The following is a 25537-nucleotide window of genomic DNA, read 5'->3' as shown; positions in this document are numbered from 1 at the left end:
AGGCGCCTGGCTGTGCGACTCAGAGTAGTGCGGCGACGCGCTCGCGCACGGTGGCGGCGAGTTGCTCAGCAGGCTGGGCGGCGTCGAGCACGAGGAATCGCTCGGGTTCGGCCTCCGCCAGCGCGAGGAAAGCGGCACGGACGCGCTCGTGGAACTCGGCCTTCTCCGCCTCGAGGCGGTCGAACGGCTTGTCGTCGGCGTCCAGCCGGTGCCGTGCGATCTGCGGGTCGAGGTCAAGCAGCACCGTCAACGCCGGCAGCGCTCCCTCGGTCGCCCACAGCGACAGATCCCGCACCTCGCCCGCATCCAGCACGCGCCCCGCGCCCTGGTAGGCGACGGAGGAGTCCAGGTAACGATCCTGGATGACCACGTCGCCGCGATCCAGCGCCGGTCGCACGACCGTCGCGACATGGTGGGCGCGGTCGGCCGCATAGAGCAGAGCCTCGGCGCGCGGGGCGATGTCGCCCCGATGGTGCAGCACGATGTCGCGAATGAGCTGGCCGACCTCGGAGCCGCCCGGCTCACGGGTGTGCAGCACCGTCCTCCCCTGCTCGCCGAGCCAGGCGGAGAGCAACGCCGACTGCGTGGTTTTGCCGGAGCCGTCTCCGCCTTCGAAGGTGATCCAGAGACCGCGCTCGGCGGTCACGAGCCCGCCTTCTTCTTGGCGGCGTTGGCGGCGCGGGTCGCGGCCGCCTTCTTCGCCGCAGCCGAGCGGGCGGCGGCCTTCTCGGCATCCGTCTTCTCGGCCTTCTTCGCCGGAGCCTTCTTCTTCGCCGGAGCCTTCTTCGCCGGAGCCTCCTTGGCCGCTGCCCGACCACGCTTGGGAGCAGGGCCCTTGGCGCGCTTGTCGGCGAGCATCTGCACGGCGATCTCGTAGGTGATCTGATCGACGGTCTGACCGCGCGGGATGGTGACGTTGGTCTCACCGTCGGTGACGTAGGCGCCGAAGCGGCCGTCGCGGATGCGGATCGGCTTACCGCTCACCGGGTCGGCATCGAACTCGGCCAGCGCACTGGACACCCGTCGCGCTCCGTACTTCGGCTGAGCGTAGATCTCGAGGGCCTGTTCCAGGGTGACATCGAAGATCTGCGATTCGCTCTCGAGCGAGCGCGAGTCGGTGCCCTTCTTCAGGTACGGGCCGTAGCGACCGTTCTGCGCCGTGATCTCGTCACCCGACTCGGGGTCGGTGCCGACCACGCGCGGCAGCGAGAGCAGCGCAAGGGCGGTGTCGAGGTCGATGGTGTCGACCGACATCGAGCGGAACAGCGATCCCGTGCGCGGCTTGGGGGCCGCTTCCTTCTTGGCTCCGCGCTTGGGCTTGGGCGCCTCGACGACCTCACCGGTCTCGGTGTCGACACCGGCGTCCTCAGATACCGGGTCGTTCTCCTGCACATACGGCCCGAAGCGGCCGTCCTTGACGACGATGATCTTGCCGTTCTCGGGGTTCTCGCCGAGCACGCGGTCGCCCGCGACGGGGGCGTCGATGAGCTCCTGCGCCTTGGCGGCAGTGAGCTCGTCGGGTGCGAGGTCTTCGGGAACGTTGACGATGCGCGGCTTCGCCTCGGGGTTCGCAGGGTCCGCGACCTCGAGGTACGGGCCGTACTTGCCGAAGCGGAGCGTGGCGGTGTCGGTGATGCGGGTGGAGTTCAGCGCCCGGGCGTCGATCTCGCCGAGATTGTCGACGACCTGACGCAGACCCACCTGCGCTTCAGAGCCGAAGTAGAACTGTCGCAACCATTCCACGCGCTTCTGCTCGCCGCGAGCGATCGCGTCGAGGTCGTCTTCCAGTGCGGCGGTGAAGTCGTAATCGATGAGGTCAGCGAAGTGCTGCTCGAGCAGTCGCACGACGCTGAACGCGAGCCACGTGGGCACGAGCGCCTGGCCGCGCTTGGTGGCGTAGCCACGGTCGATCACGGTGCCGATGATGCTCGCGAACGTCGAGGGACGCCCGATGCCGTGCTCTTCGAGTGCCTTGACCAGCGAGGCTTCCGTGTAGCGGGGCTTCGGCGTGGTGCGGTGACCCTTGGCTTCGGCATCCGCCAGCGACAACGCGTCGCCGACATGCACAATCGGCAGCGACTGGTTCTCGGCGGCGTCAGCGTCGCCGCGCTTCTCGTCGCGGCCCTCTTCATACGCCTCAAGGAAGCCCTTGAAGGTGTAGACGGTGCCGGATGCCGTGAACTCGAGCTTCTGCCCGTCGGCGACGGTCTCGATCGTGACCGTGGTGGTCTCGTACTTGGCATCCGCCATCTGGCTGGCGACGGTGCGCTTCCAGATGAGGTCGTACAGGCGCTGCTCGTCGCGGTCGAGCTGCGACGAGACGGATGCCGGCGTGCGGAAGGTCTCACCCGAGGGGCGGATGGCCTCGTGCGCCTCCTGCGCGTTCTTGCTCTTGGAGGCGTAGACGCGGGGCTTGAGGGGCACGGCGGCATCGCCGTAGAGCGAGACCGCCTGCGCACGCGCTGCCTGCACCGCCTGGGTGCTCAGCGCCGTGGAGTCGGTACGCATATAGGTGATGAAGCCCTTCTCGTACAGACGCTGAGCGGTGCTCATCGCCTGCTTGGCACTCATCGAGAGCTTGCGACCGGCCTCCTGCTGCATGGTGGAGGTGGTGAAGGGCGCATAGGGGCGACGGGTGCCGGGCTTGGCCTCGACGTTCGAGACGGTGCCCGCACCGTGGGCGCTGACGGCTGCCGCGAGGGATGCGGCACGGGCCTCGTCGAGCACGACGACGGCCTTCTTCAGCGATCCGGTGTCGTCGAAGTCGGTGCCGCGGGCGAGCTGTCCGCCGTCGACCCGTACGAGGCGCACGCTGAACTTCTGCGCCGGGGAACCGGTCGATGCGGCATCCGCTTCGACATCCCAATACTCGGCCGAGACGAACGCCATGCGTTCGCGCTCCCGGTCGACGATCATGCGGGTGGCCGCGGACTGCACACGCCCGGCAGACAGGCCGGTGCGCACCTTGTACCAGAGCACGGGCGAGACGTCCCACCCGTACAGGCGGTCGAGGATGCGGCGGGTCTCCTGCGCGTCGACGAGCGCGAGGTCGAGCTCGCGGGTGTTGCCGACGGCGGCCTGGATGGCGTCCTTGGTGATCTCGTGGAAGACCATTCGCTTGACGGGCACCTTGGGCTTGAGCGTCTCGAGCAGATGCCAGGCGATGGCTTCGCCTTCGCGGTCTTCATCGGTGGCGAGCAGGAGCTCGTCGGCCGACTTCAGCGCGCGGCGCAGTTCGGCGACGGTCTTCGTCTTTCGATCGGAGACGACGTAGTAGGGGTCGAAGTCGTTGTCGACGTCGATGGAGTACTTTCCGTACGCCTGCTTGTCGGCCGCGGGGATGTCCTTCTTGTCGGCGAGGTCGCGGATGTGGCCGACCGAGCTGAGCACCTCGTAACCGTCACCGAGGTATCCCTGAATCGACCGCATCTTCGTCGGCGACTCGACGATGACGAGCTTCTTGCCTTCAGCCAAGGGGGCATCCTTTCTTCGAAGCACACCATACACACCACCGCGATGCGGCAGACACAGCAATATTCTGAGCGTCGTCGCCGGAGCCGGTGGGAGAGGGTCGCCGTCGTCATCCTTCGGGTGGACCCGCTCGGGCGCGGGAGACGGCGTGCCTACCAGCGTACGCCGCCTGAACCTGGGTGGTCGCCACGAGTCCGTGGGCGCCAGGCACGGGTGAACACGCGACACCGCGCGCGGTGAAGGAGAGTATCGGTATACTCGAACAAATCTTCGAATTATGCGATAGAATGAGGTCATGTCCGAACACTTGACCCCGTTGCACGAGGCGATCGATGCGCTCGATGCGGCATGGGCGGGGGCAGGTTCGGCGCAGGGTTTGTCCCGTTCACAGCTGATCGCCGCGAACGATGCGGTGGGTGTGTTGCGGCGCCGGCTCGATGCGCTCCACGCCGAGATCGCCGCGGGGATCGCGCATGAGTCGCGGCCGGAGCTCGGCGCGGGGAGCCTCGCGAAGGAGCAGGGATTCCGGTCGACGGCGGGGTTGATTGCGGCGACCGGAGGCGGCACGACGGGCGATGCGGCACGGCTGGTGAAGGTCGGTGAGGCGACGGCGCCGCGAGCGAACCTGCTCGGCGAGGCATTGCCGGCGAAGTACCCGGCCGTGCAGGCGGCCCTCGCGCGGGGCGATGTGAGCGCTCCCGCTGCCGCGGCGATCATCACACTGCTCGACAGGGTCGGCATCAAGATCGGCGCCGCCCGGGTGGGCGAGGCGGAGGCGCTGTTGGTGGAGCGGGCGCCCGGCCTGTCGATGGACGACGTGCGCAAGTTGGTCACCCGCGCAGAAGCGTGGCTCGACCCGGACGGTGTCGCCCCGCGAGAAGAAACCCGCGGCGCGCGCGCCTTGACGATGTTCGAGCGTGACGGGATGCTGCACATCACCGCGAAACTCGACATTGCCGCCGGTGCCCCCGTGAAGACTGCGATCCAGGAGTACGTCAGTGCGGCGTTCCGTTCCCGCGCTCACGCGGTGGCACCGGATGCGCCCGATGCTGACCGGCGCAGTGTGCCGATGATCCAGGCCGATGCCCTGTCGGAGATCTGCGCGCACGCGCTCGGCTGCCACAACGACGACCTGCCGCTGGCGGGCGCGACCGTGATCGTCCGGGTCGACCTGAACGATCTCGAGTCCGGAAGCGGTTACGCCACCATCGACGGCATGGACAGCCCCGTCAGCATCACCAGCTGTCGGCGCTTGGCCGCCAGTGGCGGCGTCATCCCGTGGGTTCTCGGCGGCGATGGAGAGATTCTCGACTGGGGCCGCGAGCGCCGCCTGTTCACCCGGGCGCAGCGGCGGGCGCTGGCCGCACGTGACGGTGGATGCGCCATGTGCGGGATCGATCCGCAACTCACCCGCGCCCATCACATCCGCTGGTGGCATCGAGATGCCGGGCCCACTGACCTCGACAATGCCGTGCTGCTCTGTGAGAGCTGCCATCACCGCATCCATGACAACGGCTGGGACATCCGCATAGATGGCGAGGGAGCCGCGGGGCGCGTCTGGCTCATTCCGCCACCCCACGTCGACGCGCAACAGCGCCCACGGCTGGGCGGATGGGCACGGTACGACATCGCCGCGTGAAGGTGGCGTCAGCTCATCACGTTCCCGGTGGCCCGGCGCGCGCACGCGAGACGGCCCGCAGACCCGCGTACATCGCCCGCACCTGCACCGTCGCGACGAGGCCGTCGACCGCGCAGGCCACCAGCTCGGCTCCGGATGCCGCCGCCACCCGCGCCGCGATCGCGCACGGGTCGTCCACCGTGGGCACCGCACCGGACGCGGCATCCGCGGCGGCGAGCGCCGCAGCATCCGCGGCCCCCGCCGCGCGCTGAGCGGTGACGGCAGCCCCGCCGACGGCGGCAAGACCCAACGAGAGCGTGGCGGCGAGGGTGAGCACGCCCGCGGCGAGCGCAGTGCCCGCCATCTCACTTGCCTCCTGAGAGAGCGCAGCTCGAGGCCCGTAACGGCACCCGGATCAGACGCCCCACCGTGAACTCCGACGTCGCCGTCACACAGACAAGGTCGCCGCGAGCGTGCTGCGCCATCCCGGCGCCGGGTACGGCCGCGCCGATCACACCGGCGGCGGCCCCGGCATCCTCGCCGCGACCGAGCAGCCGCGCAGCATCGGCCGAGGCATCCTGCAGGCGCACCTGCTGCGCGGCGGCGCCGAGCGCACCCGCGCCCAGCAGCAGTGCGATCAGCACGGCCGGCAGGGCGAGGGCGAGCTCGGCGGCCACGGAACCGCGGTCGCCGAGGCGCTTCATGACACCGTCAGGGCCCGACGCACGAGGTCGGTGAGGATGCCGCGCACCTCGTCGCTGCGCATGATCACCACCAGCAGGCCAGCAAATGCCACCGCAGCCATCCTCCGACACCCCGCGCCTACTGGCGTTTCCGCCGGTCCTTCCGCCTTTCCGCTGGTCCGTCACGACCGAGCGAGCCGCCGCGTAGCGCGGGCGCACAAGCCCCCGGCGGCGACCGTCGTCGGGTCATCCCAACAAGGGCCGAGAGGTCCACCAGGGGAACAAAGGAGAAACACAATGGCAATCAACAAGCAGGCGCTCGTGGCCGCAGTCGCGAAGTTCCGCGCCGACACCGCCGCGGCGGTCAAGTTCGTGAACCCCGACTTCACGAACAACGCAATCACGCGTCACCGGCACGAGGGGGTGATGAAGGCGCGCGCCGAACTGCTCAAGTCGCTCCCCGCCGAACCCGAGGCCCCGAAGGTCAATCGGGCGTCGGTCATCGCGGGGCTCACTCCCACGACCGCAGACCAGATCGCGGTGCAGGCGCGGGAACTGGGGATCGTGGACCGGCTCATCGCCTCGGGCCGGACGCTGGCGGAGGTCATGCACGGGGCGAGCCCCGAGCGCCTCGCCGCTATCGCTTCGAACGCCGAGGTGATGCCTGAGGTGCTCCGCTCGGACGACCCGGCAGCAGTCGTGGCGAGCATCCACGAGCGCGTGTTCGAGGCGCTGGTCGAGGCAGGTCACCCGCAGGCGGTCATCGCTCGGGACGCTCAGGCGCAGTTCGACGAGCAGGCCGCGTGGCGCGAGGTGGTCAAGGACACCATCGAGGGGGCGCAGACCGGCGCTGGGCTCACCGCGCTGTTCAAGGCCGACCAGGAGGGGTTCGAGGCACTGATGGCATCGAACACCGAGCCTGTGGTGAACGCGGACACTGCCGAGGCGGTCCGCAAGCTCGACCGCACCATGGGCATCGGTGCGGCGAAGGCCGGGGCGGTGTGACCGTGGCGGCGGTCAAGAGCGCGGCGGGGGCTTCGGCCCCCGCCAAGGCGCGGAACCCGAACCGCACAGCGCCTGAGGTTGAGGCGCAGGTGGTCGAGCTGGCGCGTGCCGGGAAGTCCCGGAACTTCGTCAGCAAGTCGCTCAAGCTCCACCCGAGCACGGTCACTCGCATTGCGAGGGAGGCTGGAGTCGAGTGGGCGAAGGTCACCGGCCCCGGGTCGAATGGCACACCGGAGGCCATGGCACGAGCGCGCGGGGTGCAGTCCCAGCACGCCCGAAATCGGCGTGCGGTAATCTCCGAGCGCATCCTCGATGAGCAGGAGCGGGCTCTCGACCTGCTGGCGAAGTGCAACGTCCCTCGGGACTACGCGCTTCTGTCGCAGTCGCTGGCGAACCAGGCGAAGAGCTACGAGTCGCTGACGGCGCAGGATCGGAACGCCGCTCCGGACCTCAGCCACATCGCGTCGACCTTCGACATGCTCCTGATGGGTCTGAGGGCGACGTCTATCGAGGTGCCGCCCGAGCAGGGCTCCTTCGAGGAGTGACCTACTCGCCGGGGCAACCGCCCTACAGATCCCCGGCACAGCGACAGGCCCTCGGTATCGCTTCGGCGACCGGGGGTCTCGTCGTGTCTGGGTGGCACGCGGTCACGGACGCCTCTCCCGCGCGCTGAGAGCGCCGGGACCCCCGCGAATACCGGCGAGGCCGTCCGAGGTCAAGGAAGACCCCACGACGGGCCGCGCGTACCCGCCCGCGCCTGCGTAGGCTGGCGGAGTGGACGATCTGGAGCGGCAGAGGGCACTTCGGCGGGAGCGTGACGCGCTCGCGAACGATACTCCGAACTGTCCGCGCTGCTTGCACCGGATGGAGCCCGCCGAGGTTGACGGCGACCCCGGGTGGCTATGCCCTGAGTGCGGCGCTACAGCGTCGGCCTAGCGGAAGTCGTAATCCTCGTCCCTGCCGCTGGAGTCGAAGATCTCTTCCGCACCAGCGAACGGGAAGGTCTCGGGCTCCGGTTCGTAGTCCTGTAGGTCCGGGCCTTCGACGTGCTCCTCGCCGATCATGCATCGGCAACTGAACGATTCCTGCGTCGGCACCCCGTTCACAAAGCTGTTGACGAAGCGGAAGTGCAGCGGTCCTGTGGGCATGACCTGATGGTACCCAGTCGGACGAACGCACGACGTCCGCGTATCTGTCTCGACGTCGTGCTATCTATAGGTCGTGGCCGCAAATCAAGTAAACCTCTCGTACTTCAATCCGAACTTCCAGTACCCGTACGCGCTTCGGCAACTGGACTTCCAGGTCGCGATGCAGGATGTCTACGACTTCTTTGAGGACGTGAACTCGATGCTTCGGGCCAAGGGACTGCAGAGGCTCGACGACATGATGCGACCCGCCAACCTCTCGGGCACCATCTCGGACATGGTGACGGACTCCATCGCCAAAGGCGCACGTGGTCTCGTTCCGAACACCCACCACAACGGCCACCCCGACCTCCTCATGCGCGGCAAGTACGCAAACGATGCCGTGGAGAGCGGGTCCGAGGGCATTGAGGTGAAATCGACCAAGAACCCGGGCGGCGCGGTGGACACGCACGGAGCCCGCAAGCAGTGGATGACCGTGTTCGTCTATTCCGTCGACAACGAAACTCAGCCGGTCGACGCGCGCGGCCCGCTCACGTTCCGCGAGATCTACCTCGCCCAGGTCGAGCCCAGCGACTTCCGGCTGAATAGTCGCAACACCGACAAGGGCACGCGAACCGCAACGCTAGACGCTGACGGTCTCAAGAAGCTCCGACCCAACTGGATCTACCTCGACCCCACCTGGCACACGCCGACTCACGACTACCTGCGCAAGCTCGCTAATCGACCGACGAGCTAGCTCCGCGTACTTCGCGTCAAGCTCGACGCCCACTGAGCGGTAACCGACGGCCTCAGCGGCGGCGAGTGTTGAACCCGAGCCCGCGAACGGATCAAGCACGGTGCCCTCGCCGAGCGGCAGAATCGCGCGCACTACCTGTCGCAGGAACGCCTGAGGCTTGAGCGACGGGTGGTTGGCGATCGCGCGTTCCTTTGCGTGAGTCGGGGCCGAGCGGATCACGTCGCCAAACGGCTGTTCATCGGAGATCCGACGCAGGCCCCCCGTGCCCCACTTCCTCAGGTTCTGAGCGACCGTGCCCTCGGTCGGCTTGCGGAACAGCAGCCACGGCTCCCAGTTTGAGCGAGGCATGACAGACACGTCCGGGAACTCCTCGTGTGCGTTCTTCGGACGGTCACCTCCGCGCATAGTCGTGACTAGCCGCACGATCTCCCCTCGGCGCTCGTAACCCGCGCGGTCGAGCGCGTACGAGACCAGGTGACTCACCAGCGGGTTGGCCGCCACAAGCACGTGAGCGCCCGGGACCAACACCGGCATGAGGCGCTCGCCGAAGTCCTGGAAGAACAACTCCAGCTCGTCGAGCTCGTCACGGGTCAGAGTTGTAAACCTCGGGAGCGGGGCTCGTTTGTGACCGTCGAACGACGGCGGGATACGCCACGTTCCCCCGCGACCCGCGCGTAGCTTCTTGAGTTGTTCGGGCTTGTACTCGACTAGGCCGTATGGCGGGTCGGTCACGACCCCGTGTATCGAGTTCTCGGGCTGGTTCGCCAACCAATCGAGCGAATTCCCCTGGTAAAGGCGGGCCCGCCCGTGGCGTAGCACGAGCTTGCCCCGGAGCCTGACCTCGCCCGGAACCTCCACGTCGTACGGCCCTGTCCCCACCAGGCGGTATCGTCCTCGTTCGAGGCGTTCGTACTTCCCCGGCGTGTTGAGCTGGAGGTACGAGCGAACGGAGGAGGCTGGGACCGGCTGGCCGAAGACTTCGCTGAGGTAGGCGACGATTTCGGTTGAAGTAGCACCTTCGGAACCGACTCGACTAAGGGCTTCTTCGATCCCGTCGCGAATCTGTCCCGGCTGGTAGCTCATGTCGCACTCCTCGTGTTTGACGTCTAGACGTCATGTTAGGCCGGGTCGCCGACATCCACCAGTCGCTTCATGGTCGGGCGTGTCGACGGGCCCCCATGCTCGCGCGCTTCCCATAGACAGAACCCCAGATCAGAATGGTAAAATCGGCATCGGGTGAACAACGGACCCCTGAGGCCCCCGACGCCGCGAGAGCGGACGCCTCGTCGGGGGTCTCGCCGTATCACGCGGACGGGCACGCGACACGTCGAGAGCACGCGACTACTTCCTGGACCAGATTCGCCAATGGTAGAATCGGTTCTGCAAGGCGTTCAGCGCCCCAAGAAAAGAGACATCAGAGAAGAGTCCGAACCCCATAGGCGTGGGGCGAGGCGACGAGTTCAACCAGCACTCCGACGCAAGCTGGCAGTCGCCCCTTTCGAGGGACTCTTCCGTTGTCCGTTTCACCTACGTCTGGCGTTTCCGCCGACTTCACACCCGCTCCTGTAGACGACGCCGATCTGGCGTACCTGCTCCGCCTACTCATGGCCGAGCCCGCGCCCGAGCAGGCAAGCCCGCCCGCGTGCGGCCTCGATGCCGCCTTCGAGCGCGCCGACCGACACCTCCGCTGGTTCGACGCCGACGCTCGCGCTCGGGAGGTGGCCTGATGCCGCGCCTCGATGGGAAGCCCAGCGCAGGCGAGAGCATCCACTCGCCGCGCCAGTACATCAGCCGCGAAGACGCTGACGCCGGACTGGCTGAGGCCCGCCGCCTGATCCGGCTCGGGTGCGCCGTCTTCGTCGCCCGCCCCGCCCGCGACCGGGGCACCCTCCACTGGGATGCCTCATGGGGTCACGGCGGCTCCGGCTACTGGCTCCCCGAAGACTGGGAGTCGACGCCCGTGAGCCTCGGCACCCTCGACCGCTACCAGTACGGCGACGCCCTCGGGCTGGTCACCGGCCACGCCCTCGACGTGCTCGACGTGGACCCCCGAAACGGCGGCGACGACGACTTCGCCAAGCTCGTGGAGCTCGGGCTCGTGCCGACCGCCTACGCAGTCGCCGCGACCCCCTCCGGCGGTGTCCACCTGTTCACCGCGCCGCACGGCGTCCGCAAGACGAAGCGCGGCGGGCTCGACCTCCAGGCCGGGGACGCCGAGGGTAACGGGCGGGGCTTCGTCTGGATCGCGCCGACCGTCCGCCGGTCGAAGGTCTCCGGGCAGGTGCAGGCGTACCGCTGGGTCCAGCCGCTCACGCACGCAGGAGTCGGACTACCGGACGACTCGGCACGCGCGCTCGTCGAGTGGTTCCACGCGGCGAAGCCGACCACCTCGACCGCCGACGAGCACCACTGGAACGGCGACACCGACGCCTGGCTCGCCACGCACACGACCGGCAAGACGCTGAGTCGCGCCGTTGCGCGGGCCGTCCAGCCGTTCATCGACGGCGAGCCCTTCGACGGGCACCACCGGATGCTCAAGTTCCAGATCTACCTCGTGCGGCTCGCCGCCGAGGGACACAACGGCGTCCCCGAGGCGCTGACCTTCGCCAGGCAGGTCTGGCTCGATACCCCTCACACCTCCGAAGAAGACCCGGCCCAGGAATGGGACGCGGCGCTGGACCGCGCAATCCACAAGTACGGAGGAAACAACGCATGAGCCCCAAAATCCAGAAGAACGGCGGCGAGCTCGCGCCCGTCACGCCGATCACGCCCCCGCGTGAACACGACCTCAAGATGCCGAAGGACGCCGACAAGCCGAGCGCGTACAAGCTCACCCTCGACTTCCTCAACGCCACCTACGAGTTCTTCCACACGCCGGACGGCGAACCGTTCGCCGTTCCCCGCCAGGGCGTGCGCCGACCGATCATGCTGTCGGAGAAGGGCGAGGGCGGGCTCAAAGGTCAGGCCCAGTATGACTACGAGCGCACCAGCGGTAAGCCGGTGAATAGTGCCGCGCTGGTGCAGGCGCTCACGTCGCTGTACCAGGTCGCGCTCCGCGAGTCGCCGGAGCTTCGGCTTCACCTCCGCGTGGCACGCCCGACGCCTGATGTCGTCGTGCTCGACCTTGCACAGCCCGGGAACACCCGATGCGTGGTGGTGACCGGTGACGGCTGGCAAGTCGAGGATGAGCCGCCGCAGGGTGTCGCGTTCCGGCTCGCCAATTCGACCCGACCACTGCCGACGCCGACAGCAGGCGGCGAACCTGACGCCCTCCGGGGGCTGCTCGGGTGGTCGGCGACCGACCGGCGGTGGCTCCTCGTGCGTGGCTGGCTCGCGGCGGCGCTCCTGCCGGACATCGCACGCCCGGTGCTGTTCTTCCACGGACGCGCGGGCTCGTCGAAGACGACCAAAGCGGTGACGGTCGTGTCCGTCATCGACCCGCGCGATGAGCTCGGCTCGTCGTTCGGCAAGAACGAGCGCGACGAGGTGGCGATGGCGTCGAACCGGTACCTGGTCGGCTTCGATAACGTGAGCCGCGCCAGTGAGGAGACCTCCGACCGACTCTCACGCCTGGTCACCGGCACCAGCGACGAACGGCGCACGCTCTACAGCGACAACGACCAGTTCGTGATCTCGTTCCGGCGAACCGGCGTCATCACGGGCCTGTCGGTGCCGACGTTCAAATCGGACGCGCTGGAACGCCTCGTGCAGATCCAATGCGACACGATCCCGGCGAGTCAGCGACGGTCCGAGAAAGCGATCGCCGAAGAACGGGCCGCGAAGCACCCGACGATCCTCGGGGCGGTGCTGAGCGATCTCACGACGATCCTCCGGAACCTGCCCGAGAGCGAACTGCGCGAGGGTGGGAAGCCCCGCATGGCGGACTTCTCCGACGCGCTCCACGCACTCGACCCGGCAATCGAGGAGGCGTTCACGGCGGCGGCTTCGGAGGCGATGGTCGACGCGGCGGAGTCCGACCCGTTCGTGATGACAATCCAGCGGTGGCTCGCCAAGGAGACCCTGCCGGTGCGCTACACCGCGACAGAGGCTCACGCCCGAGCCGCGCGGTTCCGCGACGAGCAGGACCGCGACTTGCACGTCTGGTGGCCGAAGGACGCGCGGGCGTTCGCGGGGGCGCTCACTCGCCAGGCAGGACCGCTCGAAGCGGTCGGCATCCGCGCTGTGAGCTCCCGCAACGGGCGGTCCCGGACGTGGACCTTCGACGGCTCCGCGAACGCTCCGGAGAGCGACGAAGGGCTCTTCGAGGAAGACGAGGAGTTCTGATGGACACCCAGAAGGCACCCGCGACTCACGTCACCATCGTCACTGGTGACGCGGGTGACGCGAAACGCGGGGTGACGCGGGTGGTGACGCGAAACGCCCACATGGTGACGCGAAACGGCGTGACTCAGAGTCTCGCGTCACCAGTTTCTGCCCGTCATGACGCGGCAGAGGCCCTCTTGGTGACGCGAGTGACGCGAACAGCGGGTATTCCCTACCCCCCCTATTTGAAAAGGGGGTGGGAACGCACCGGAGGGCGACACCCCCGGAAAGGTCCCGCGCCTCGCGTCACCATCGTCACCACCCAGCCCGGAGCGCTCGCGCATGACAACAGGACAAGGCCGGCGAGGCAAACGAGGTCAACCCGACCCGCTTTCTCAACCTCGCGCGTACCCGCGAACTCGACCCGCACTTCAAGGAGCACGAAATGAACGCATCGAATGATCTGATCCCGGACGGTCTGCCCGCCTGGATCGCTGACAACCTCGCCGAGATTCTCACGTGGGGTCCGGCTCCGCAGGCTCGGGGGTGCTTCGTCCCCGGGTGCCGACGCGATGCCCACCTGAACGGCCTGTGCTCGTCGCACCGCCAGCGGGCGAAGCGCGCGTGGAACCCTTCGCCGTCGCAGGAGGGTTACCGCCGCGAGTCAGCAGGGGTCGTACCGGCGGACGACTCGGAAACAAGCCCTACACCCAACACCAACAACGACCGAGGAGGTCACTCATGAACAAGCAGGAAGCCCGAGTCGCGAAGGCTCAGGAGCAGTACGAGGCCGCGCTGGCACAGGCGCAGGCGGTGCCCTCGGGATACACGCGCCGTCAGGTGAAGAAGGCCGACAGGGCGCGCAAGCTCGCCGCCCTGCCGATGTGGAAGCGGGTCGTGCCGTCCGTGGTCCTGGTCGGGGTCTTCCTCGTGGTCGTGGTGTCGTGCGGTGCGAATGCCGCCGCCGACCGGCGCGAGGTCGAGCGGTGCATCGCCGTCCACGAGCAGGCGCTGGCGGATGCGGGTTCGGATCGCGCGCTGACGCCGGAGGAGGTCGCCGCCTGCAACGACCCCGACAAGCGCGCGTTCATCTTGGGCGACCGCTGATGTCGCTCTTGGCTCGGGCGCGACCGCCGCCGCACGACCCTGCCGCAGACAACCACCAACACCAACCAAGGAGAACAACCATGACCACCATCAATACGCCCACAGCTGACGACGCGGTACAGGCTCGACTTCTCGCGGGGCGGTCCGCGTACGGCGGCGAGCGGCGCGAGGTCCGCACCACTGAGATTCGCACGCTCGACGACCTGCACGAGAGCAATCTCCGGGAGCTCGTGCAGTACGCCGCCAACAATCCCGCCGCAGTCCCGGGCGTGTTCGTCGGAGGCGGGTTCAGCGCCGACAAGCTCGCAGACCGCCGCCGCGCGGTCCAGCGCTTCAACGCCGTGACCGCACCCCGTCTGCACGAAGCGGTCGACACCGTGAACCGCACGCCGTGGTTCCTGATGTGGCTTCCGCGTGCGCGTCGGGCCGTCCGCGACCTGCTCGTGTTCACGACCGCGACGCTCCAGAAGGTCGAGTTCGAAGACGAGTTCGCGGGGCTGGAGCAGTTCGGCCCGATCAAGCGCGCCGTCAACGAGGCGTTCCGCGACTAACCAACCCGCCGGGGGTGGCGCGGCAGTCGCCCCCGGCACACCTTCAAGGAGATCGACATGACCAACACCAAGACCCGCAAGCCCATCGACCTCGACGCGTGGGGTGCGCTCACCCCGGAGCAGGCCGTGCGCCAGCCCCGGCTGAACCCGCCGCCTGGAGACCCGATCCCCGAGGTCGCCTACGAAGACCGCACCGTCCGCCAGCTGATCTACACCTTCACGAAGGTGAACCCGGCGTGGGCGGCGACTGTCCACTCGCGTATGGAGCCCAGCCGACTGGCCGCGCGACTCGGACTCGTCGCGGTGCTACACGGGTACGACCTGGACCACGTGCCGGGGCTCCGGGAGGCGCACCGGCTGGAGGAGGCGCTCGAACGGATCGCCGTGGCTCTCCTGGACGACGCGCTGAACCTCGCCGAAGCGGAGGCCCGCTGATGGGCAAGAAGCGCGAGACCCGCGAGCGCGTGCTCAGGTGCCAACGGCTCCTCGCCCTCGGGGCGCTTGCGGGGTTGATGGACGAACGCAAGGAGCAGAAGCGTTACCTGAGGATCTACCGGCGTGAGTTCAACCTGCTCCCGCCCCGGCTCCGGCTGACGCAGGAGCACGACGCCGCCGTGGTTCGGCCCGCGCGTGAACTGTTCGACCGCTACGGTGGCCCGCTCGGTGTCCAGGAGCGCGCGGTCAATGAGCGGTGGCGCGACGAGTTCGAGGACGACTGAGGCGAGATACCCCTACCGCCCGCCTACCGAGTCGTGCGCTGGTGCGACTGGGAAACCGGGCCTGGACGACACGTCGGTCAAGTAATTGACAGGCAAATTTCGGGGTGGTTGAGTCGCCCGCGACTCACCCCAACGGGGCAGAAAACCCCAGATCAACAGACAGAACGGAGGCCAGGACATGGCACTAGACCTGGGAACCCTGGTCGCCAAGGTCAAGGTCGATGATGGTGATTTCGACCAGAAGACTGACGGCTGGAGCAAGAAGGGTGCTGGTATCGCGTCGGCCTTCGGCAACGTCGCCGCCGACGCGATCAGCCAGGCGTCCTCGATGCTCGGCGAGTTCGTGGGCGACGCCGCCGCCGCGTCCGACGCCACCGACAAGTTCAAGAAGACCCTGGAGTTCGCCGGACTCGACACGTCCAAGATCGACGAGCTGACGGCCTCGACGCAGGCGTACGCCGACCAGACCGTCTACTCGCTCGGTGACATCCAGTCGATCACCGCGACCCTCGCATCGAACGGCGTCAAGGACTACGAGACCCTCGCCGCATCGCTGGGCAACCTCAACGCCGTAGCGGGCGGCTCGCCGGAGACCTTTGGTCGCGTCGGCCAGGTGCTCACGCAGACCTCCGGTCTCGGCAAGCTCACGACCGAGAATTGGCAACAGCTCGCCGAGGCAATCCCCGGCGCGTCAGGCGTACTCCAGGACGCACTGCTCCAGGCGGGCGCGTACACGGGCGACTTCCGCACCGCGATGAGCGAGGGGCAGATCACGGCGGAGGAGTTCAACGCCGCGATTCAGCAGGTGGGCACGGACCCCATCGCGGTCGAGGCCGCGAAGAGCACGGAGACCTTCGAGGGGTCGGCGGGCAACCTCGCCGCGACCATTCAGGGCAAGCTCGTGGAGGCCCTCAACCTGGTCAAGGAGCCGTTCACCAACATCACCAACTTCCTGGCCGACTTGATCGCCAACTCCCAGGTGTTCATCCCGATAGTGGCGGGGCTCGGGGCCGTCCTGCTCGCGGCACTCGCCCCGGCGATCTGGGCCGCTGTCGTGGCGACCGCCGCGTGGACCGTCGCCCTGCTCGCGAACCCGATCACCTGGATCGTGCTCGCTATCGGTGGCCTGGTCGCGGCCATCGTGTGGCTGATCATGAACTGGGATACGGCGGTGGCGTGGATCACAGAGGTTTGGGGCGGGTTCATCGGCTGGATTACCGGCGTCATCGACGGCTTCGTGGCCTGGTGGAACGGAATCTGGGAGGCCGTGGGTGCCTGGATCTCCGAGGTTTGGTCGGGGTTCACCTCCTGGGTGCAGTCAGTCTGGGAAGGCTTCGTCGGCTTCATCCGCGCAGGGCTGGTCGCCTACGTGTCGTTCTGGGTCGGGATCTGGAACTCCGTCCGCGACTTCGTGGTCTCTGTCTGGGAGGGCTTCGTTTCGTTCATCCGGGGCGTGTGGCAGGGCTTCACCTCGTGGATCATGGGCGTGCTGTCCGGCTTCGTCGGCTTCTGGTCGGGCATCTGGAACTCGGTGACCACCGCCGCGAAGGACATCTGGAACGGCCTTATCGGCTGGTTCCGCTCCGTGCCGGGTCTCATCAAGGGCGTCTTCGACGGCGCGATGACCTGGCTGTACAACATCGGTCGTGACATCGTGCAGGGTCTCTGGAACGGCCTCAAGTCGATCTGGGACTCGGTAGCGGGCTGGTTCGAGGACACCTTCGGCGGCATCATCGACACTGTGGCGGGCCTGTTCGGGATCGCCTCGCCAAGCCGGGTCTTCCGTGGCTTCGGCGTCTACATCGGCCAGGGTCTGATCGACGGACTGGAGCGCATCCAGCCCGAGGTGAACCGCGCGTTCGAGGACATGGAGCGGGTGCCGACCACGGGCGGGTTCCGCTCGGGCGGCGAGGGCGACACGACCGGCGGCAACTCCTACAGCAAGACCGTGGTTTACAACGCCGCCGAGGGCCAGTCCCTCACGGCGGAGGAGGCGCTCTACTCGGCGCTCGGTTCGCCTCGGGTGCGCGACTGATGGGCGCGTTTCCCACAGGGACGGCAGGACGACCCGTGCCTACTGAGGGCGCGGTGGCTCCCGTGGCCTCTCCGGCGACCCGGGAGGGCCGGACCCTGCTCCAGGCCGTCCCGGGGCCCAAGAGGTCGCCGGAGGGCACGGGAGACCCCAGCGCGGGGCGCTCCCGCCCCACCGGCCCCAGCCTCTCCGCCACACAGGCCGACAAGCTGGTGGCCGAGGTCTTTGCGCGGCACTCGCAGACCAACGAGGCCACCGAGGCATTCGACGACTTGAGCCACGGCCTGTTGTTGGCTCGGGAGAAGCGGCAGGAGGTGCCCTGCCTCGGACCCGGCGCGGAAGCCTGGACGTCCGACGACGCGACGGACCAGGAGCTCGCCGCCGACCTTTGCTTGCTCTGCCCGGTGTTCGCTCTCTGCCAGCGTTACGCCGACGCGGAGGAGCCCAGCGCCGGGACGTGGGCGGGCGTCACGCGGAACAAGACCCGGGCCATCTCGGAGGAGTGGGCGGCGCGGAAGGCGCGCGGCACGACAGGTAGGGGCCGTGACCGCGCCAGTCGCCGCTTGTCTCGCAAGGGCAGACGCTGGACCCCGGGCCAGCGTGATTGCACGTGCGGGTGCGGCGGAGTCACGAAGGGCGGCTGGTATCTGAGTGGTCATGATTCGATGCACCTCGCGAGGCTCCGCGCCGACCTTCGCTCGAAGACCATCACCGCCGACGCGGCCCTGGCCGAGGTCGCACACTCGGAGGCCCTGCAGGCGAAGCTCCGCGCCCAGCTCGGGATCCGAGGGTAGAAAAGCCCAGATGAGCCAGAGATTGTGTCGAAAACACGGGTGTGTTTTCATTGAAAGTAAGGCCAGAAAAGCCCTGGTCAGAAGGTAAATAGGAGATACCCCATGAGCATCCAGATTCCCGCTGAGTTCGCGAACCAGAACCCCAACTCGAAGGCCCTCTACCGGCCCGGAGGCGACGCCCAGCACGTCGCACACCTCCTCCAGGCGTTGATCAACTCCTACGCGGACGGACAGCCCGTCACCAAGGCGGTCATCAACGGACTCGCAAAAGGACTTCCGAGCGAGCCGCTCCGTACCAAGTTCTTCCGCGCCGCCGAGCGCCTCGTCGCCAAGCAGGCCGACACCGCACAGACGAAAATCGAGGCCGCGAAGTGACTCAGTTCACCTACCCGGCAGACCCCGATTTCGGTGTCTGGAGCCGCGCGGTCGACCGGGCGATCGAGGTGCTCGACCTCGACTGGTGGCCGAACGAGGAGCTCGTCGCCGAGCTCGTCGCGGAGCACGGCCTCACCGACCCCGACATCGACGACCAGATGCAGATCCTTGAGGACGAGCTGATCGCCCTCTACAGCGAGCGAGCGGAGAAACGATGACTGAGGATTGGGCCAACCTGCCCGAGAACCTGAACCCTACCGATGCGGGCGCGCACATCGCACTCGTGTCCGTGGCGGACCCGTACACCCGACTCGAACCGAACGCGACCGGCGTGGTCGAGTCCGTGGACGACGCCGGGACCGTTCACGTCGCCTGGGACGACGGCTCGACACTCGGGCTGATCCCAGGCGTTGACCGCTGGCGACGGATTCACCCGCGCTGGCTCCCGACGCCGATGGAGGAAGTGAGATGACGACCGTGACCGCCGAGGCCACCAAGACCTGCCCGCACTGCACCCGCGACCTGCCGGTGTCAGCATTCGCCCTCCGCAAGCGCGGCGGCGAGTCCCGGCAGGCGTGGTGCCGCGACTGCATCAATGTAACCCGCCGCGAGGCTTACGCCCGGAGGAACCGATGACTGACAACGACAACACCATCACCGCCGACGAATGGCTGGTCGTCCGCCTGGTGCTCGGGAACGCCCCCGGGGCTGACCCCGCCGAGGTGATCGACACCCTCCGCGCGCTCCGCGAGCACGTCGGGGACGCGGCCCTCGCTCACGGCTTCGACCTGGACGAGCCTGTCGGGGTCGCGCTCGCCGATCAGGTGGTCCGCGAGGCTGTGCCCGCCCTCCAGCGGACCCTCATCAAGGCGGTGCCCGCATGAACGCCGCGGAGCGCAAGCGCGCCGCGATCCTCACCCGAGTGAGCACCGAGGACCAGGCGGCGGAGGGCAAGACATCCCTCGAAGACCAGGTGCGCACCTGCACGGAGTTCATCGACTCACGCGGCTGGGACTTCACGGGCGAGGTCTACGAGGACGTGATGAGCGGCACCACGCCGATCAAACAGCGCCCCGCCCTGCTCCGCGCCCTCCGCGACGCCGAGGCAGGGTCCTACGACGTGCTGGTCGTGCTCAACCTCTCCCGACTGTCCCGCAAGCTCGCGATCAGCGCCAGCGTGGCGGACGCCCTCGCCGACTCGGGCGTCGGCGTGGCGAGCGCGCAGGAGTCGATGATCGACACCTCCACGCCCTCAGGCCGGTTCGTGTTCCAGCAGTTCTGCGCAATCGCCGAACTCGACCGCGAGTCGATCCTCATCAAGACCGTGGCCGGTCAGCGGGCGCTCGCCCGCCAGAACCGCCTGCCCGGGGGCGAACCGCCCTACGGCTACCGCCGGGAGGGCTCGAAGCGGGATTCGCAGGTGGTCCCCGACGAGGCAGAGCGCGAGGTGCTCCGGCTCGGGTACGACCTGCTGGTGAAGCGCCGCATGAACGCCTACCAGGTCACCGACTGGTTGAACGACGCGGGGATCAAGCCCCGGAAGGCTGAGCGCTGGAACGCCGAGGTGGTCCGCCACATGTGGCGCAACCCGACCCACGCGACCGGCAAGGTCATGTGGGGCTTGCCGAAGACCAGCGGTGCCGGAGGCCAGCGCCGCCACAAAGCGAAGGTGGACCGCCAGGGCAACCCGGTGTACGGCGAGCCGCTGGAAATCGACCTCGGCAACCCGGTGTTCACTGCCGCCGAGCACCGCGCAATCGTCCGCGCCCTCGAACGGCGCGCGAACGGACCCGCCGCCAACCCGGCGGTGTCCCGGCTCCTCACCGGGCGGGTGTTCACCCACGAGGGCCACGCGATGTACGGCGTGAACCTGCCCCGCGAGGCGTGGAAGGGCGCTTACCGGTGCGGCACCCGCCGCCAGTCCGCCGGGGCCAACCGATGTTCCTGCCCCCAGCTTCGCGCCCTCCCGATGGAGGAGCTCGTCTGGGCGGAGGTCACCCGGCTACTGTCCGACCCGGCACGGCTGGAGGCGGCGGCTCGGGCTTACCTTGCCCTGCCCGATGAGGGCGGCGACGGCGAGGCCGACCAACGCGCGATGGACGGCGTGCGGGCTGAGGTTGAGCGGTACGAGCGCGGGCTCGTGAAAGCCGAGCGCGGGGTGCTCCTCGCGGACACGCCCGAGGACGAGCGCCGACAGGCTGAACTGGTCGCCGACCTCAAGCGGGAACTGACCGCCGCTCAGGAGCGGCTGGCAGGGTACGAGGCGCTGGTGTCGTCGGCGGAGGCTCGGGGCCAGGCGCTCCGGGACGTGGCCGCGCTGGCGGAGCGGGCGCGGGGGCGACTGCATACGCTGACCGACGCGGAGCGTGCCGAGGTGGTGCGCATCCTCCAGGTCTCGGTGGTCTGCTCGGGCCCCGTGGTCGCCGGGATGCCGGAGTCGGTCGCGATCAGCGGGGTTGTGGACCCGCGCATGTGGGGCACGGACTCCGGCACGCGGGGCTCGGATGCTGGTCCGACCCTGGACTACTCGCCCAGCGACGCTCAGTCAGCACCAGGGGTCGCTCCATCGTCGTGATCGCGTACTCCGCGGTGGCCGCACCGGACTCATCGGTGAACAAGGAGGCCGCGCGCTCTCGGGTGAGCGGCGGCAGGTCGTTCTCGTTCATGTGTTCCTTCTTTCTCTATCGGGGCGCGGACGCGCCCGTGGCCTGGGTCAGATCGGCAACGGCGTGGAGGTGAGCACGCTGAGCATGAGCGGCGCGACCCCGAGAAGCAGGAAGGCCGGCAGCGTGCAGGCGCCGAGCGGCAACAGCAGCCGCGACGAGAGCCGTGCCGCACGCAGGCGCCCCTGCACACGGGCCTCGTGTCGCTGCTGCGCGGCAGACGCCCGCAACAGCTCGCCCGCCGGAACGCCCGCCGAGCGCGACAGTTCGAGCACGGCATCCGTCTTCTCTGCCTCGTCGCGCAACCGGGCTGGGCTCTCATCGACAAGGCGCACCGCCCGGCCGATCGGCGCCCCACCCGCCAACGCGACGGCGACGAGCTCGGCGTGCATGCCGGGCGTCCCAGCTTCGGGCTGCGCTCGGCGCACGAGGGTCGCCGTCCACCAGCGGGCGAGCAGCACGAGCGCGACGCCGGCGATCACACAGGCGATGCCGAACGGATTGGTCACCAGCACGCCGATGGTGTCGAAGCCGAGCGCGAATCCCAGCAGCAGACCGGCGAACGGCAGCCACAGCAGCAACCGCGCCGTGCCTGTGGGCTCGGCGAGCGCGATCCGCACGTCGTCATCGGCACTGGCGGCATCCTGCAACGACTCGGCCAGCGCACGCAGCACGTCGGCCAGCGGGGCGCCGACGATGGTCGCCACCTCCCATGCCGCCGCGACGTCGATCCACGTGCCGCCCTCCGCCTCGATCGCCGCCGCCAACTCGACGCCATCGTCGACTCGGCCCACAATCCGCTCGGCGTGCGCATCACCGGTCGCGGCAAGATGCCGCCACGCCGTCATCGGACGCGCTCCGGCCTGCAAGAGCACGGCAAGGGTCCGCACCGCCACGGCTGCCGCCGCAGGATCTGCCGCCTCGTCCGCCCGGCGTCGCCGCACCAGGCCTGCGCGCCCGACCGGGCCTGCACCTCTCACCATGGCCGCACCTCTTCTATCCCCAGGCGATCCGCCACGAGCAGGAAGCGCCCCGCCTGTCGGATGCGTCGTGTGCCGTCCGGCTCACGCCCCAGGTGCAGCACCACGGTGAAGGCGCTGACGACCTGACGCGCCAGCGCGGTGGCATCCATTCCGGCAAGCGCACCGAGTGCTTCCATGCGGGCGGGTACATCGGCCAGTCCGCTGGCGTGCAGGGTGCCGGCACCGCCGTCGTGACCGGTGTTCAGCGCGGTGAGCAGTTCCCGCACTTCTTCACCTCGACATTCGCCGACGATCAGACGATCGGGCCGCATCCGCAGGGACTCGCGCACGAGCATGGCCAGGGTGATGCGGCCGGCACCTTCGAGGTTGGGCTGCCGGGCCTCGAGCGAGACATGGTGCGGATGCCGCGGGCGCAGCTCGGCGACATCCTCGATGGTGACGATGCGCTCCCCCACGGGCACCGCCGACAACAGGGCGGTGAGCAGTGTCGTCTTGCCCGTGCCTGTGCCGCCGGTGATCAGCACGTTCGCGCGCTCGCCGACCAACGACTCCAGCCATGCCCGCTGCCCCGGCGCGAAGCTGCCGAGAGCGGCAAGGGCATCGAGGTCGGCCGCGTGCACGCGTGGAACGCGGATCGACAGCGCGGTGCCGGAGGTGGACACCGGCGCGAGCACGGCGTGCACGCGGATGCCGGAGTCCAACCGCACGTCGACGCACGGCGACTGATCGTCGAGGTGACGCCCGCCGGCGGCGACGAGAGCGACGGCGAGGTCACGCACCTCGCGCTCCGAGGCCCGCCACTGCGGCATCCGTTCAGCACCGTCGCCGCGGTCGAGGAACAGCCCGTCGGTGCCGTTGACGAACAGGTCGGTGACCCGCTCGTCGCCGATGAACTCGGCGAGCGCACCGAAGGCGGGATCGAGGGTGGGCGCAGCGGCCACCGGCAGGCCGCCGGATGCGGTGTGGCGCGGGGCGAGGACGAACGGTTCTGGCATGCCCCGACGCTAGGACGGCCGCGCGTGCGCCCGACCCGCAGAACCCGGCCGCTGTGCACAACTCGACCGAGAACCGATCGGTGCAGAACGATTGCCGGCGCGCCTGGGAACAGGAAAGGGCGGCACCTCACGGGGGGAATGAGGGGCCGCCCACGCGCACCCACGATCGGGGGTATCGGGCGCGCAAAAGCCAGAATCAAGATATTCGGCTGAGGTCAGCATACGCGCCGCCACCGCAGGCGCAAAACCGAAACGAGTACCCTCTTTCGACAGTATTCAGCCGGGGAAGGCCACACTATATTCACCGAGCACGGCCGTATCCCGAACGCCCGTGTGAGTGTCCCCCGCAAAGGAGCGAGAGCCAAATGAGCAGCCAGATCGACCACCTTCTCGACGAGACCCGGCAGTTCCCGCCCTCGCCCGAATTCGTCGCGCACTCCATCGACGACCCCGCCCTGTACCAGCGCGCTGCCGCCGACCGCGAGGCCTTCTGGGGCGACCAGTCCCGCGAGCTGCTGACCTGGCACACCCCGTTCACCCGCACCCTGGACTGGTCGAACCCGCCGTTCGCGAAGTGGTTCGACGACGGCGAACTCAACGTCGCCTACAACTGCCTGGACCGCCATGTCGAAGCAGGCAACGGCGACCGCGTCGCCCTGCTCTGGGAGGGAGAGCCCGGCGACTCGCGGCGCATCACCTATGCGGAGCTGACCGACGAGGTCAAGCGCACGGCCAACGTGCTCGCGGGGCTCGGCATCGGACAGGGCGACCGCGTCGCCATCTACCTGCCGATGATCCCCGAGGCGATCGTGTCGATGCTCGCCGTCGCGCGCCTCGGCGCCATCCACTCCGTCGTGTTCGGCGGGTTCAGCGCCGACAGCCTGCGCTCACGCATCGACGACGCCGGCGCCAAGCTCGTCATCACCGCCGACGGCGGATACCGCAAGGGCAAGGTGTCGGCACTGAAGCCGGCCGTCGACCAGGCACTCAGCGACCGCGGCGACGGCGAGCAGCAGAGCGTCGAGCACGTGCTCGTGGTGCGCCGCGGTGAGAACGACGTGGAGTGGCAGCCGGGGCGGGACATCTGGTGGCATGACGTGGTGCCCGTGGCTCCGGCCGAGCACACCGCGGCATCCTTCCCCGCCGAGAACCCGCTGTTCATCCTCTACACCTCGGGCACCACGGGCAAGCCCAAGGGCATCCTGCACACCTCGGGCGGCTACCTCACCCAGGCCGCATACACGCACAAGTACGTGTTCGACCTGCACCCCGAGACCGACGTGTTCTGGTGCACGGCCGACATCGGCTGGATCACCGGGCACTCGTATGTCGCCTACGGCCCCCTCGCCAACGGCGCCACCCAGGTGCTGTACGAAGGCACCCCGGATGCCCCGCACCCCGGACGCTGGTGGGAGATCATCGAGAAGTACAAGGTCTCGATCTTCTACACGGCCCCGACCGCGATCCGCTCGTTCATGAAGGTCGGCCGCAGCGTGCCGCAGAAGTTCGACCTGTCCAGCCTGCGCGTACTCGGCTCGGTGGGCGAGCCCATCAACCCCGAGGCCTGGATGTGGTACCGCGAGGTCATCGGCGCCGGCACCACGCCCATCGTCGACACCTGGTGGCAGACCGAGACCGGCGCCATCATGGTCTCGCCCCTGCCCGGCATCACCGCCACCAAGCCCGGCTCCGCGCAGGTGCCCCTGCCCGGCATCTCGATCGACGTCGTCGACGAGACGGGTGAGCACGTGGGCAACGGCAACGGCGGCCTGCTGGTGGTCACCGAGCCGTGGCCGAGCATGCTGCGCGGCATCTGGGGCGACCCGGAGCGGTTCGTGGAGACGTACTGGGAGAAGTTCGCCGACCAGGGCTACTACTTCGCCGGTGACGGCGCCCGCCTGGACGACGACGGTGACCTGTGGCTGCTCGGCCGCGTGGACGACGTGATGAACGTGTCGGGACATCGCCTCTCGACCGCCGAGATCGAGTCAGCGCTCGTCGCACATGAGGCCACTGCTGAAGCCGCGGTGGTCGGCGCGAACGACGAGACGACCGGTCAGGCCGTCGTGGCGTTCGTCATCCTCAAGGAGAGCTTCCTGGCCGACCACACGCCCGAGGGGCTGGCGGCGCAGCTGCGCAGCTGGGTCGGCGAGCAGATCGGACCGATCGCCCGCCCGCGGGATGTCTACATCGTCGGCGAGCTGCCCAAGACCCGCTCCGGCAAGATCATGCGCCGCCTGCTGCGCGACGTCGCCGAGGGCCGCGAGGTCGGCGACACGACAACACTGGCCGACACCGCCGTGATGAGCATCATCTCCGCCCAGGTGAAGTGACCCGCACCCCCACCGCCTCTCGCCGAGACCCCGGGTACGCGCCGAGACCCCTGGCTGCTGACGT

General features: G+C 68.6%; 27 protein-coding genes and 1 pseudogene. 19 read left to right on the top strand and 9 right to left on the bottom strand.

Going from position 1 to position 25537, the window contains the following annotated elements; translation table 11 throughout:
• Positions 1-19 precede the first annotated feature (19 nt).
• Together tmk and topA are read right to left on the bottom strand one after the other, a co-directional pair.
• Positions 20-646, bottom strand: a complete 627-nt coding sequence (gene tmk, locus WDU93_RS10915) for a dTMP kinase (RefSeq protein ID WP_337320520.1) — start codon at positions 644-646, stop codon at positions 20-22.
• Positions 643-3474, bottom strand: a complete 2832-nt coding sequence (gene topA, locus WDU93_RS10910; RefSeq protein WP_337320519.1) for a type I DNA topoisomerase — start codon at positions 3472-3474, stop codon at positions 643-645. Before topA ends, tmk begins: the two co-directional genes overlap by 4 nt.
• Positions 3475-3766: 292 nt before the next feature.
• Between topA and WDU93_RS10905 the strand changes: the two genes are divergently transcribed.
• Complete coding sequence (locus WDU93_RS10905) at positions 3767-5110, top strand: DUF222 domain-containing protein (RefSeq protein ID WP_337320517.1); 1344 nt, start codon at positions 3767-3769, stop codon at positions 5108-5110.
• Positions 5111-5126: 16 nt separating this feature from the next.
• On the opposite strand, the gene WDU93_RS10900 is transcribed toward WDU93_RS10905, so the two are convergent.
• The 3 genes and pseudogenes from WDU93_RS10900 to WDU93_RS10890 form a co-directional block, all read right to left on the bottom strand.
• On the bottom strand, positions 5127-5453 hold the full coding sequence (locus tag WDU93_RS10900; protein ID WP_337320515.1) for an Rv3654c family TadE-like protein: 327 nt from the start codon (positions 5451-5453) through the stop codon (positions 5127-5129).
• Position 5454: 1 nt separating this feature from the next.
• The gene (locus tag WDU93_RS10895; protein ID WP_337320513.1) at positions 5455-5793 is read right to left on the bottom strand and encodes a TadE family type IV pilus minor pilin; all 339 of its coding nucleotides are present in this window, start codon (positions 5791-5793) and stop codon (positions 5455-5457) included.
• Positions 5790-5894, bottom strand: a pseudogene (locus WDU93_RS10890) (DUF4244 domain-containing protein); the annotation flags it as partial. The pseudogene WDU93_RS10890 and the gene WDU93_RS10895, both read right to left, overlap by 4 nt.
• Positions 5895-6069: 175 nt before the next feature.
• Between WDU93_RS10890 and WDU93_RS10885 the strand changes: the two are divergent.
• Both WDU93_RS10885 and WDU93_RS10880 read left to right on the top strand, forming a co-directional pair.
• Positions 6070-6777, top strand: a complete 708-nt coding sequence (locus tag WDU93_RS10885; RefSeq protein WP_337320511.1) for a hypothetical protein — start codon at positions 6070-6072, stop codon at positions 6775-6777.
• Complete coding sequence (locus WDU93_RS10880; RefSeq protein ID WP_337320510.1) at positions 6774-7322, top strand: helix-turn-helix domain-containing protein; 549 nt, start codon at positions 6774-6776, stop codon at positions 7320-7322. The genes WDU93_RS10885 and WDU93_RS10880 overlap by 4 nt, the downstream gene beginning before the upstream one ends.
• Positions 7323-7709: 387 nt before the next feature.
• On the opposite strand, the gene WDU93_RS10875 is transcribed toward WDU93_RS10880, so the two are convergent.
• The gene (locus WDU93_RS10875; protein WP_337320508.1) at positions 7710-7925 is read right to left on the bottom strand and encodes a hypothetical protein; all 216 of its coding nucleotides are present in this window, start codon (positions 7923-7925) and stop codon (positions 7710-7712) included.
• 73 nt (positions 7926-7998) lie between these two features.
• On the opposite strand from WDU93_RS10875, the gene WDU93_RS10870 reads away from it, so the two are divergent.
• Entirely contained in the window at positions 7999-8658 is a 660-nt protein-coding gene (locus tag WDU93_RS10870; RefSeq protein ID WP_337320506.1) for a hypothetical protein, read from the top strand.
• On the opposite strand, the gene WDU93_RS10865 is transcribed toward WDU93_RS10870, so the two are convergent.
• On the bottom strand, positions 8545-9741 hold the full coding sequence (locus WDU93_RS10865) for a DNA-methyltransferase (protein ID WP_337320504.1): 1197 nt from the start codon (positions 9739-9741) through the stop codon (positions 8545-8547). The genes WDU93_RS10870 and WDU93_RS10865 overlap by 114 nt on opposite strands.
• A 643-nt stretch (positions 9742-10384) precedes the next feature.
• Here WDU93_RS10865 and WDU93_RS10860 point away from each other — a divergent pair.
• From WDU93_RS10860 to WDU93_RS10795, 14 genes are all read left to right on the top strand, one after another.
• The gene (locus WDU93_RS10860) at positions 10385-11374 is read left to right on the top strand and encodes a bifunctional DNA primase/polymerase (RefSeq protein WP_337320503.1); all 990 of its coding nucleotides are present in this window, start codon (positions 10385-10387) and stop codon (positions 11372-11374) included.
• Positions 11371-12942: a hypothetical protein gene (locus WDU93_RS10855; protein ID WP_337320501.1), complete on the top strand. Its 1572-nt coding sequence runs from the start codon at positions 11371-11373 to the stop codon at positions 12940-12942. The genes WDU93_RS10860 and WDU93_RS10855 overlap by 4 nt, the downstream gene beginning before the upstream one ends.
• Before the next feature lie 720 nt (positions 12943-13662).
• Positions 13663-14028, top strand: a complete 366-nt coding sequence (locus WDU93_RS10850; protein WP_337320499.1) for a hypothetical protein — start codon at positions 13663-13665, stop codon at positions 14026-14028.
• 80 nt (positions 14029-14108) lie between these two features.
• Positions 14109-14579, top strand: a complete 471-nt coding sequence (locus WDU93_RS10845; protein ID WP_337320497.1) for a hypothetical protein — start codon at positions 14109-14111, stop codon at positions 14577-14579.
• Positions 14580-14636: 57 nt separating this feature from the next.
• Positions 14637-15014: a hypothetical protein gene (locus tag WDU93_RS10840; protein ID WP_337320495.1), complete on the top strand. Its 378-nt coding sequence runs from the start codon at positions 14637-14639 to the stop codon at positions 15012-15014.
• Complete coding sequence (locus tag WDU93_RS10835) at positions 15014-15298, top strand: hypothetical protein (RefSeq protein WP_337320493.1); 285 nt, start codon at positions 15014-15016, stop codon at positions 15296-15298. The genes WDU93_RS10840 and WDU93_RS10835 overlap by 1 nt, the downstream gene beginning before the upstream one ends.
• Positions 15299-15476: 178 nt before the next feature.
• The gene (locus tag WDU93_RS10830; protein ID WP_337320491.1) at positions 15477-17333 is read left to right on the top strand and encodes a phage tail protein; all 1857 of its coding nucleotides are present in this window, start codon (positions 15477-15479) and stop codon (positions 17331-17333) included.
• A gap of 209 nt (positions 17334-17542) precedes the next feature.
• On the top strand, positions 17543-18124 hold the full coding sequence (locus WDU93_RS10825; RefSeq protein ID WP_337320489.1) for a WhiB family transcriptional regulator: 582 nt from the start codon (positions 17543-17545) through the stop codon (positions 18122-18124).
• Positions 18125-18226: 102 nt separating this feature from the next.
• Complete coding sequence (locus tag WDU93_RS10820; RefSeq protein WP_337320487.1) at positions 18227-18499, top strand: hypothetical protein; 273 nt, start codon at positions 18227-18229, stop codon at positions 18497-18499.
• The gene (locus tag WDU93_RS10815) at positions 18496-18717 is read left to right on the top strand and encodes a hypothetical protein (protein ID WP_337320484.1); all 222 of its coding nucleotides are present in this window, start codon (positions 18496-18498) and stop codon (positions 18715-18717) included. The genes WDU93_RS10820 and WDU93_RS10815 overlap by 4 nt, the downstream gene beginning before the upstream one ends.
• Positions 18714-18971 carry a DUF4314 domain-containing protein gene (locus tag WDU93_RS10810; protein WP_337320483.1) on the top strand — a complete coding sequence of 86 codons (258 nt, stop codon included), beginning with the start codon at positions 18714-18716 and terminating at the stop codon, positions 18969-18971. The genes WDU93_RS10815 and WDU93_RS10810 overlap by 4 nt, the downstream gene beginning before the upstream one ends.
• Complete coding sequence (locus WDU93_RS10805; RefSeq protein WP_337320481.1) at positions 18968-19135, top strand: hypothetical protein; 168 nt, start codon at positions 18968-18970, stop codon at positions 19133-19135. The genes WDU93_RS10810 and WDU93_RS10805 overlap by 4 nt, the downstream gene beginning before the upstream one ends.
• The gene (locus tag WDU93_RS10800) at positions 19132-19383 is read left to right on the top strand and encodes a hypothetical protein (protein ID WP_337320479.1); all 252 of its coding nucleotides are present in this window, start codon (positions 19132-19134) and stop codon (positions 19381-19383) included. Before WDU93_RS10805 ends, WDU93_RS10800 begins: the two co-directional genes overlap by 4 nt.
• The gene (locus tag WDU93_RS10795; protein WP_337320477.1) at positions 19380-21074 is read left to right on the top strand and encodes a recombinase family protein; all 1695 of its coding nucleotides are present in this window, start codon (positions 19380-19382) and stop codon (positions 21072-21074) included. Before WDU93_RS10800 ends, WDU93_RS10795 begins: the two co-directional genes overlap by 4 nt.
• A gap of 138 nt (positions 21075-21212) precedes the next feature.
• On the opposite strand, the gene WDU93_RS10790 is transcribed toward WDU93_RS10795, so the two are convergent.
• Both WDU93_RS10790 and WDU93_RS10785 read right to left on the bottom strand, forming a co-directional pair.
• The gene (locus WDU93_RS10790; RefSeq protein WP_337320475.1) at positions 21213-22145 is read right to left on the bottom strand and encodes a type II secretion system F family protein; all 933 of its coding nucleotides are present in this window, start codon (positions 22143-22145) and stop codon (positions 21213-21215) included.
• Positions 22139-23140, bottom strand: coding sequence for a TadA family conjugal transfer-associated ATPase (locus WDU93_RS10785; protein WP_337320473.1), 1002 nt, complete (start codon positions 23138-23140; stop codon positions 22139-22141). The genes WDU93_RS10790 and WDU93_RS10785 overlap by 7 nt, the downstream gene beginning before the upstream one ends.
• A 365-nt stretch (positions 23141-23505) precedes the next feature.
• On the opposite strand from WDU93_RS10785, the gene acs reads away from it, so the two are divergent.
• On the top strand, positions 23506-25473 hold the full coding sequence (acs, locus tag WDU93_RS10780; protein WP_337320470.1) for an acetate--CoA ligase: 1968 nt from the start codon (positions 23506-23508) through the stop codon (positions 25471-25473).
• The last annotated feature ends 64 nt before the right edge of the window (positions 25474-25537 follow it).

The organism is Microbacterium istanbulense (assembly GCF_037204145.1).
Classification (GTDB): domain Bacteria; phylum Actinomycetota; class Actinomycetes; order Actinomycetales; family Microbacteriaceae; genus Microbacterium; species Microbacterium istanbulense.
This window is presented reverse-complemented; position numbering and strand designations above follow the sequence as displayed.

Excerpts from the sequence above, each read along its gene's own strand:
- WDU93_RS10900 (WP_337320515.1), bottom strand. The coding sequence starts at position 5,453 with ATGGCGGGCACTGCGCTCGCCGCGGGCGTGCTCACCCTCGCCGCCACG.
- WDU93_RS10850 (WP_337320499.1), top strand. The coding sequence starts at position 13,663 with ATGAACAAGCAGGAAGCCCGAGTCGCGAAGGCTCAGGAGCAGTACGAG.
- WDU93_RS10865 (WP_337320504.1), bottom strand. The coding sequence starts at position 9,741 with ATGAGCTACCAGCCGGGACAGATTCGCGACGGGATCGAAGAAGCCCTT.
- WDU93_RS10835 (WP_337320493.1), top strand. The coding sequence starts at position 15,014 with ATGGGCAAGAAGCGCGAGACCCGCGAGCGCGTGCTCAGGTGCCAACGG.
- WDU93_RS10820 (WP_337320487.1), top strand. The coding sequence starts at position 18,227 with ATGAGCATCCAGATTCCCGCTGAGTTCGCGAACCAGAACCCCAACTCG.
- WDU93_RS10855 (WP_337320501.1), top strand. The coding sequence starts at position 11,371 with ATGAGCCCCAAAATCCAGAAGAACGGCGGCGAGCTCGCGCCCGTCACG.
- WDU93_RS10875 (WP_337320508.1), bottom strand. The coding sequence starts at position 7,925 with ATGCCCACAGGACCGCTGCACTTCCGCTTCGTCAACAGCTTTGTGAAC.
- WDU93_RS10805 (WP_337320481.1), top strand. The coding sequence starts at position 18,968 with ATGACGACCGTGACCGCCGAGGCCACCAAGACCTGCCCGCACTGCACC.
- WDU93_RS10905 (WP_337320517.1), top strand. The coding sequence starts at position 3,767 with ATGTCCGAACACTTGACCCCGTTGCACGAGGCGATCGATGCGCTCGAT.
- WDU93_RS10895 (WP_337320513.1), bottom strand. The coding sequence starts at position 5,793 with ATGAAGCGCCTCGGCGACCGCGGTTCCGTGGCCGCCGAGCTCGCCCTC.
- WDU93_RS10830 (WP_337320491.1), top strand. The coding sequence starts at position 15,477 with ATGGCACTAGACCTGGGAACCCTGGTCGCCAAGGTCAAGGTCGATGAT.
- WDU93_RS10800 (WP_337320479.1), top strand. The coding sequence starts at position 19,132 with ATGACTGACAACGACAACACCATCACCGCCGACGAATGGCTGGTCGTC.
- WDU93_RS10885 (WP_337320511.1), top strand. The coding sequence starts at position 6,070 with ATGGCAATCAACAAGCAGGCGCTCGTGGCCGCAGTCGCGAAGTTCCGC.
- WDU93_RS10860 (WP_337320503.1), top strand. The coding sequence starts at position 10,385 with ATGCCGCGCCTCGATGGGAAGCCCAGCGCAGGCGAGAGCATCCACTCG.
- WDU93_RS10810 (WP_337320483.1), top strand. The coding sequence starts at position 18,714 with ATGACTGAGGATTGGGCCAACCTGCCCGAGAACCTGAACCCTACCGAT.
- WDU93_RS10845 (WP_337320497.1), top strand. The coding sequence starts at position 14,109 with ATGACCACCATCAATACGCCCACAGCTGACGACGCGGTACAGGCTCGA.
- acs (WP_337320470.1), top strand. The coding sequence starts at position 23,506 with ATGAGCAGCCAGATCGACCACCTTCTCGACGAGACCCGGCAGTTCCCG.
- WDU93_RS10840 (WP_337320495.1), top strand. The coding sequence starts at position 14,637 with ATGACCAACACCAAGACCCGCAAGCCCATCGACCTCGACGCGTGGGGT.
- WDU93_RS10790 (WP_337320475.1), bottom strand. The coding sequence starts at position 22,145 with ATGGTGAGAGGTGCAGGCCCGGTCGGGCGCGCAGGCCTGGTGCGGCGA.
- WDU93_RS10785 (WP_337320473.1), bottom strand. The coding sequence starts at position 23,140 with ATGCCAGAACCGTTCGTCCTCGCCCCGCGCCACACCGCATCCGGCGGC.
- WDU93_RS10795 (WP_337320477.1), top strand. The coding sequence starts at position 19,380 with ATGAACGCCGCGGAGCGCAAGCGCGCCGCGATCCTCACCCGAGTGAGC.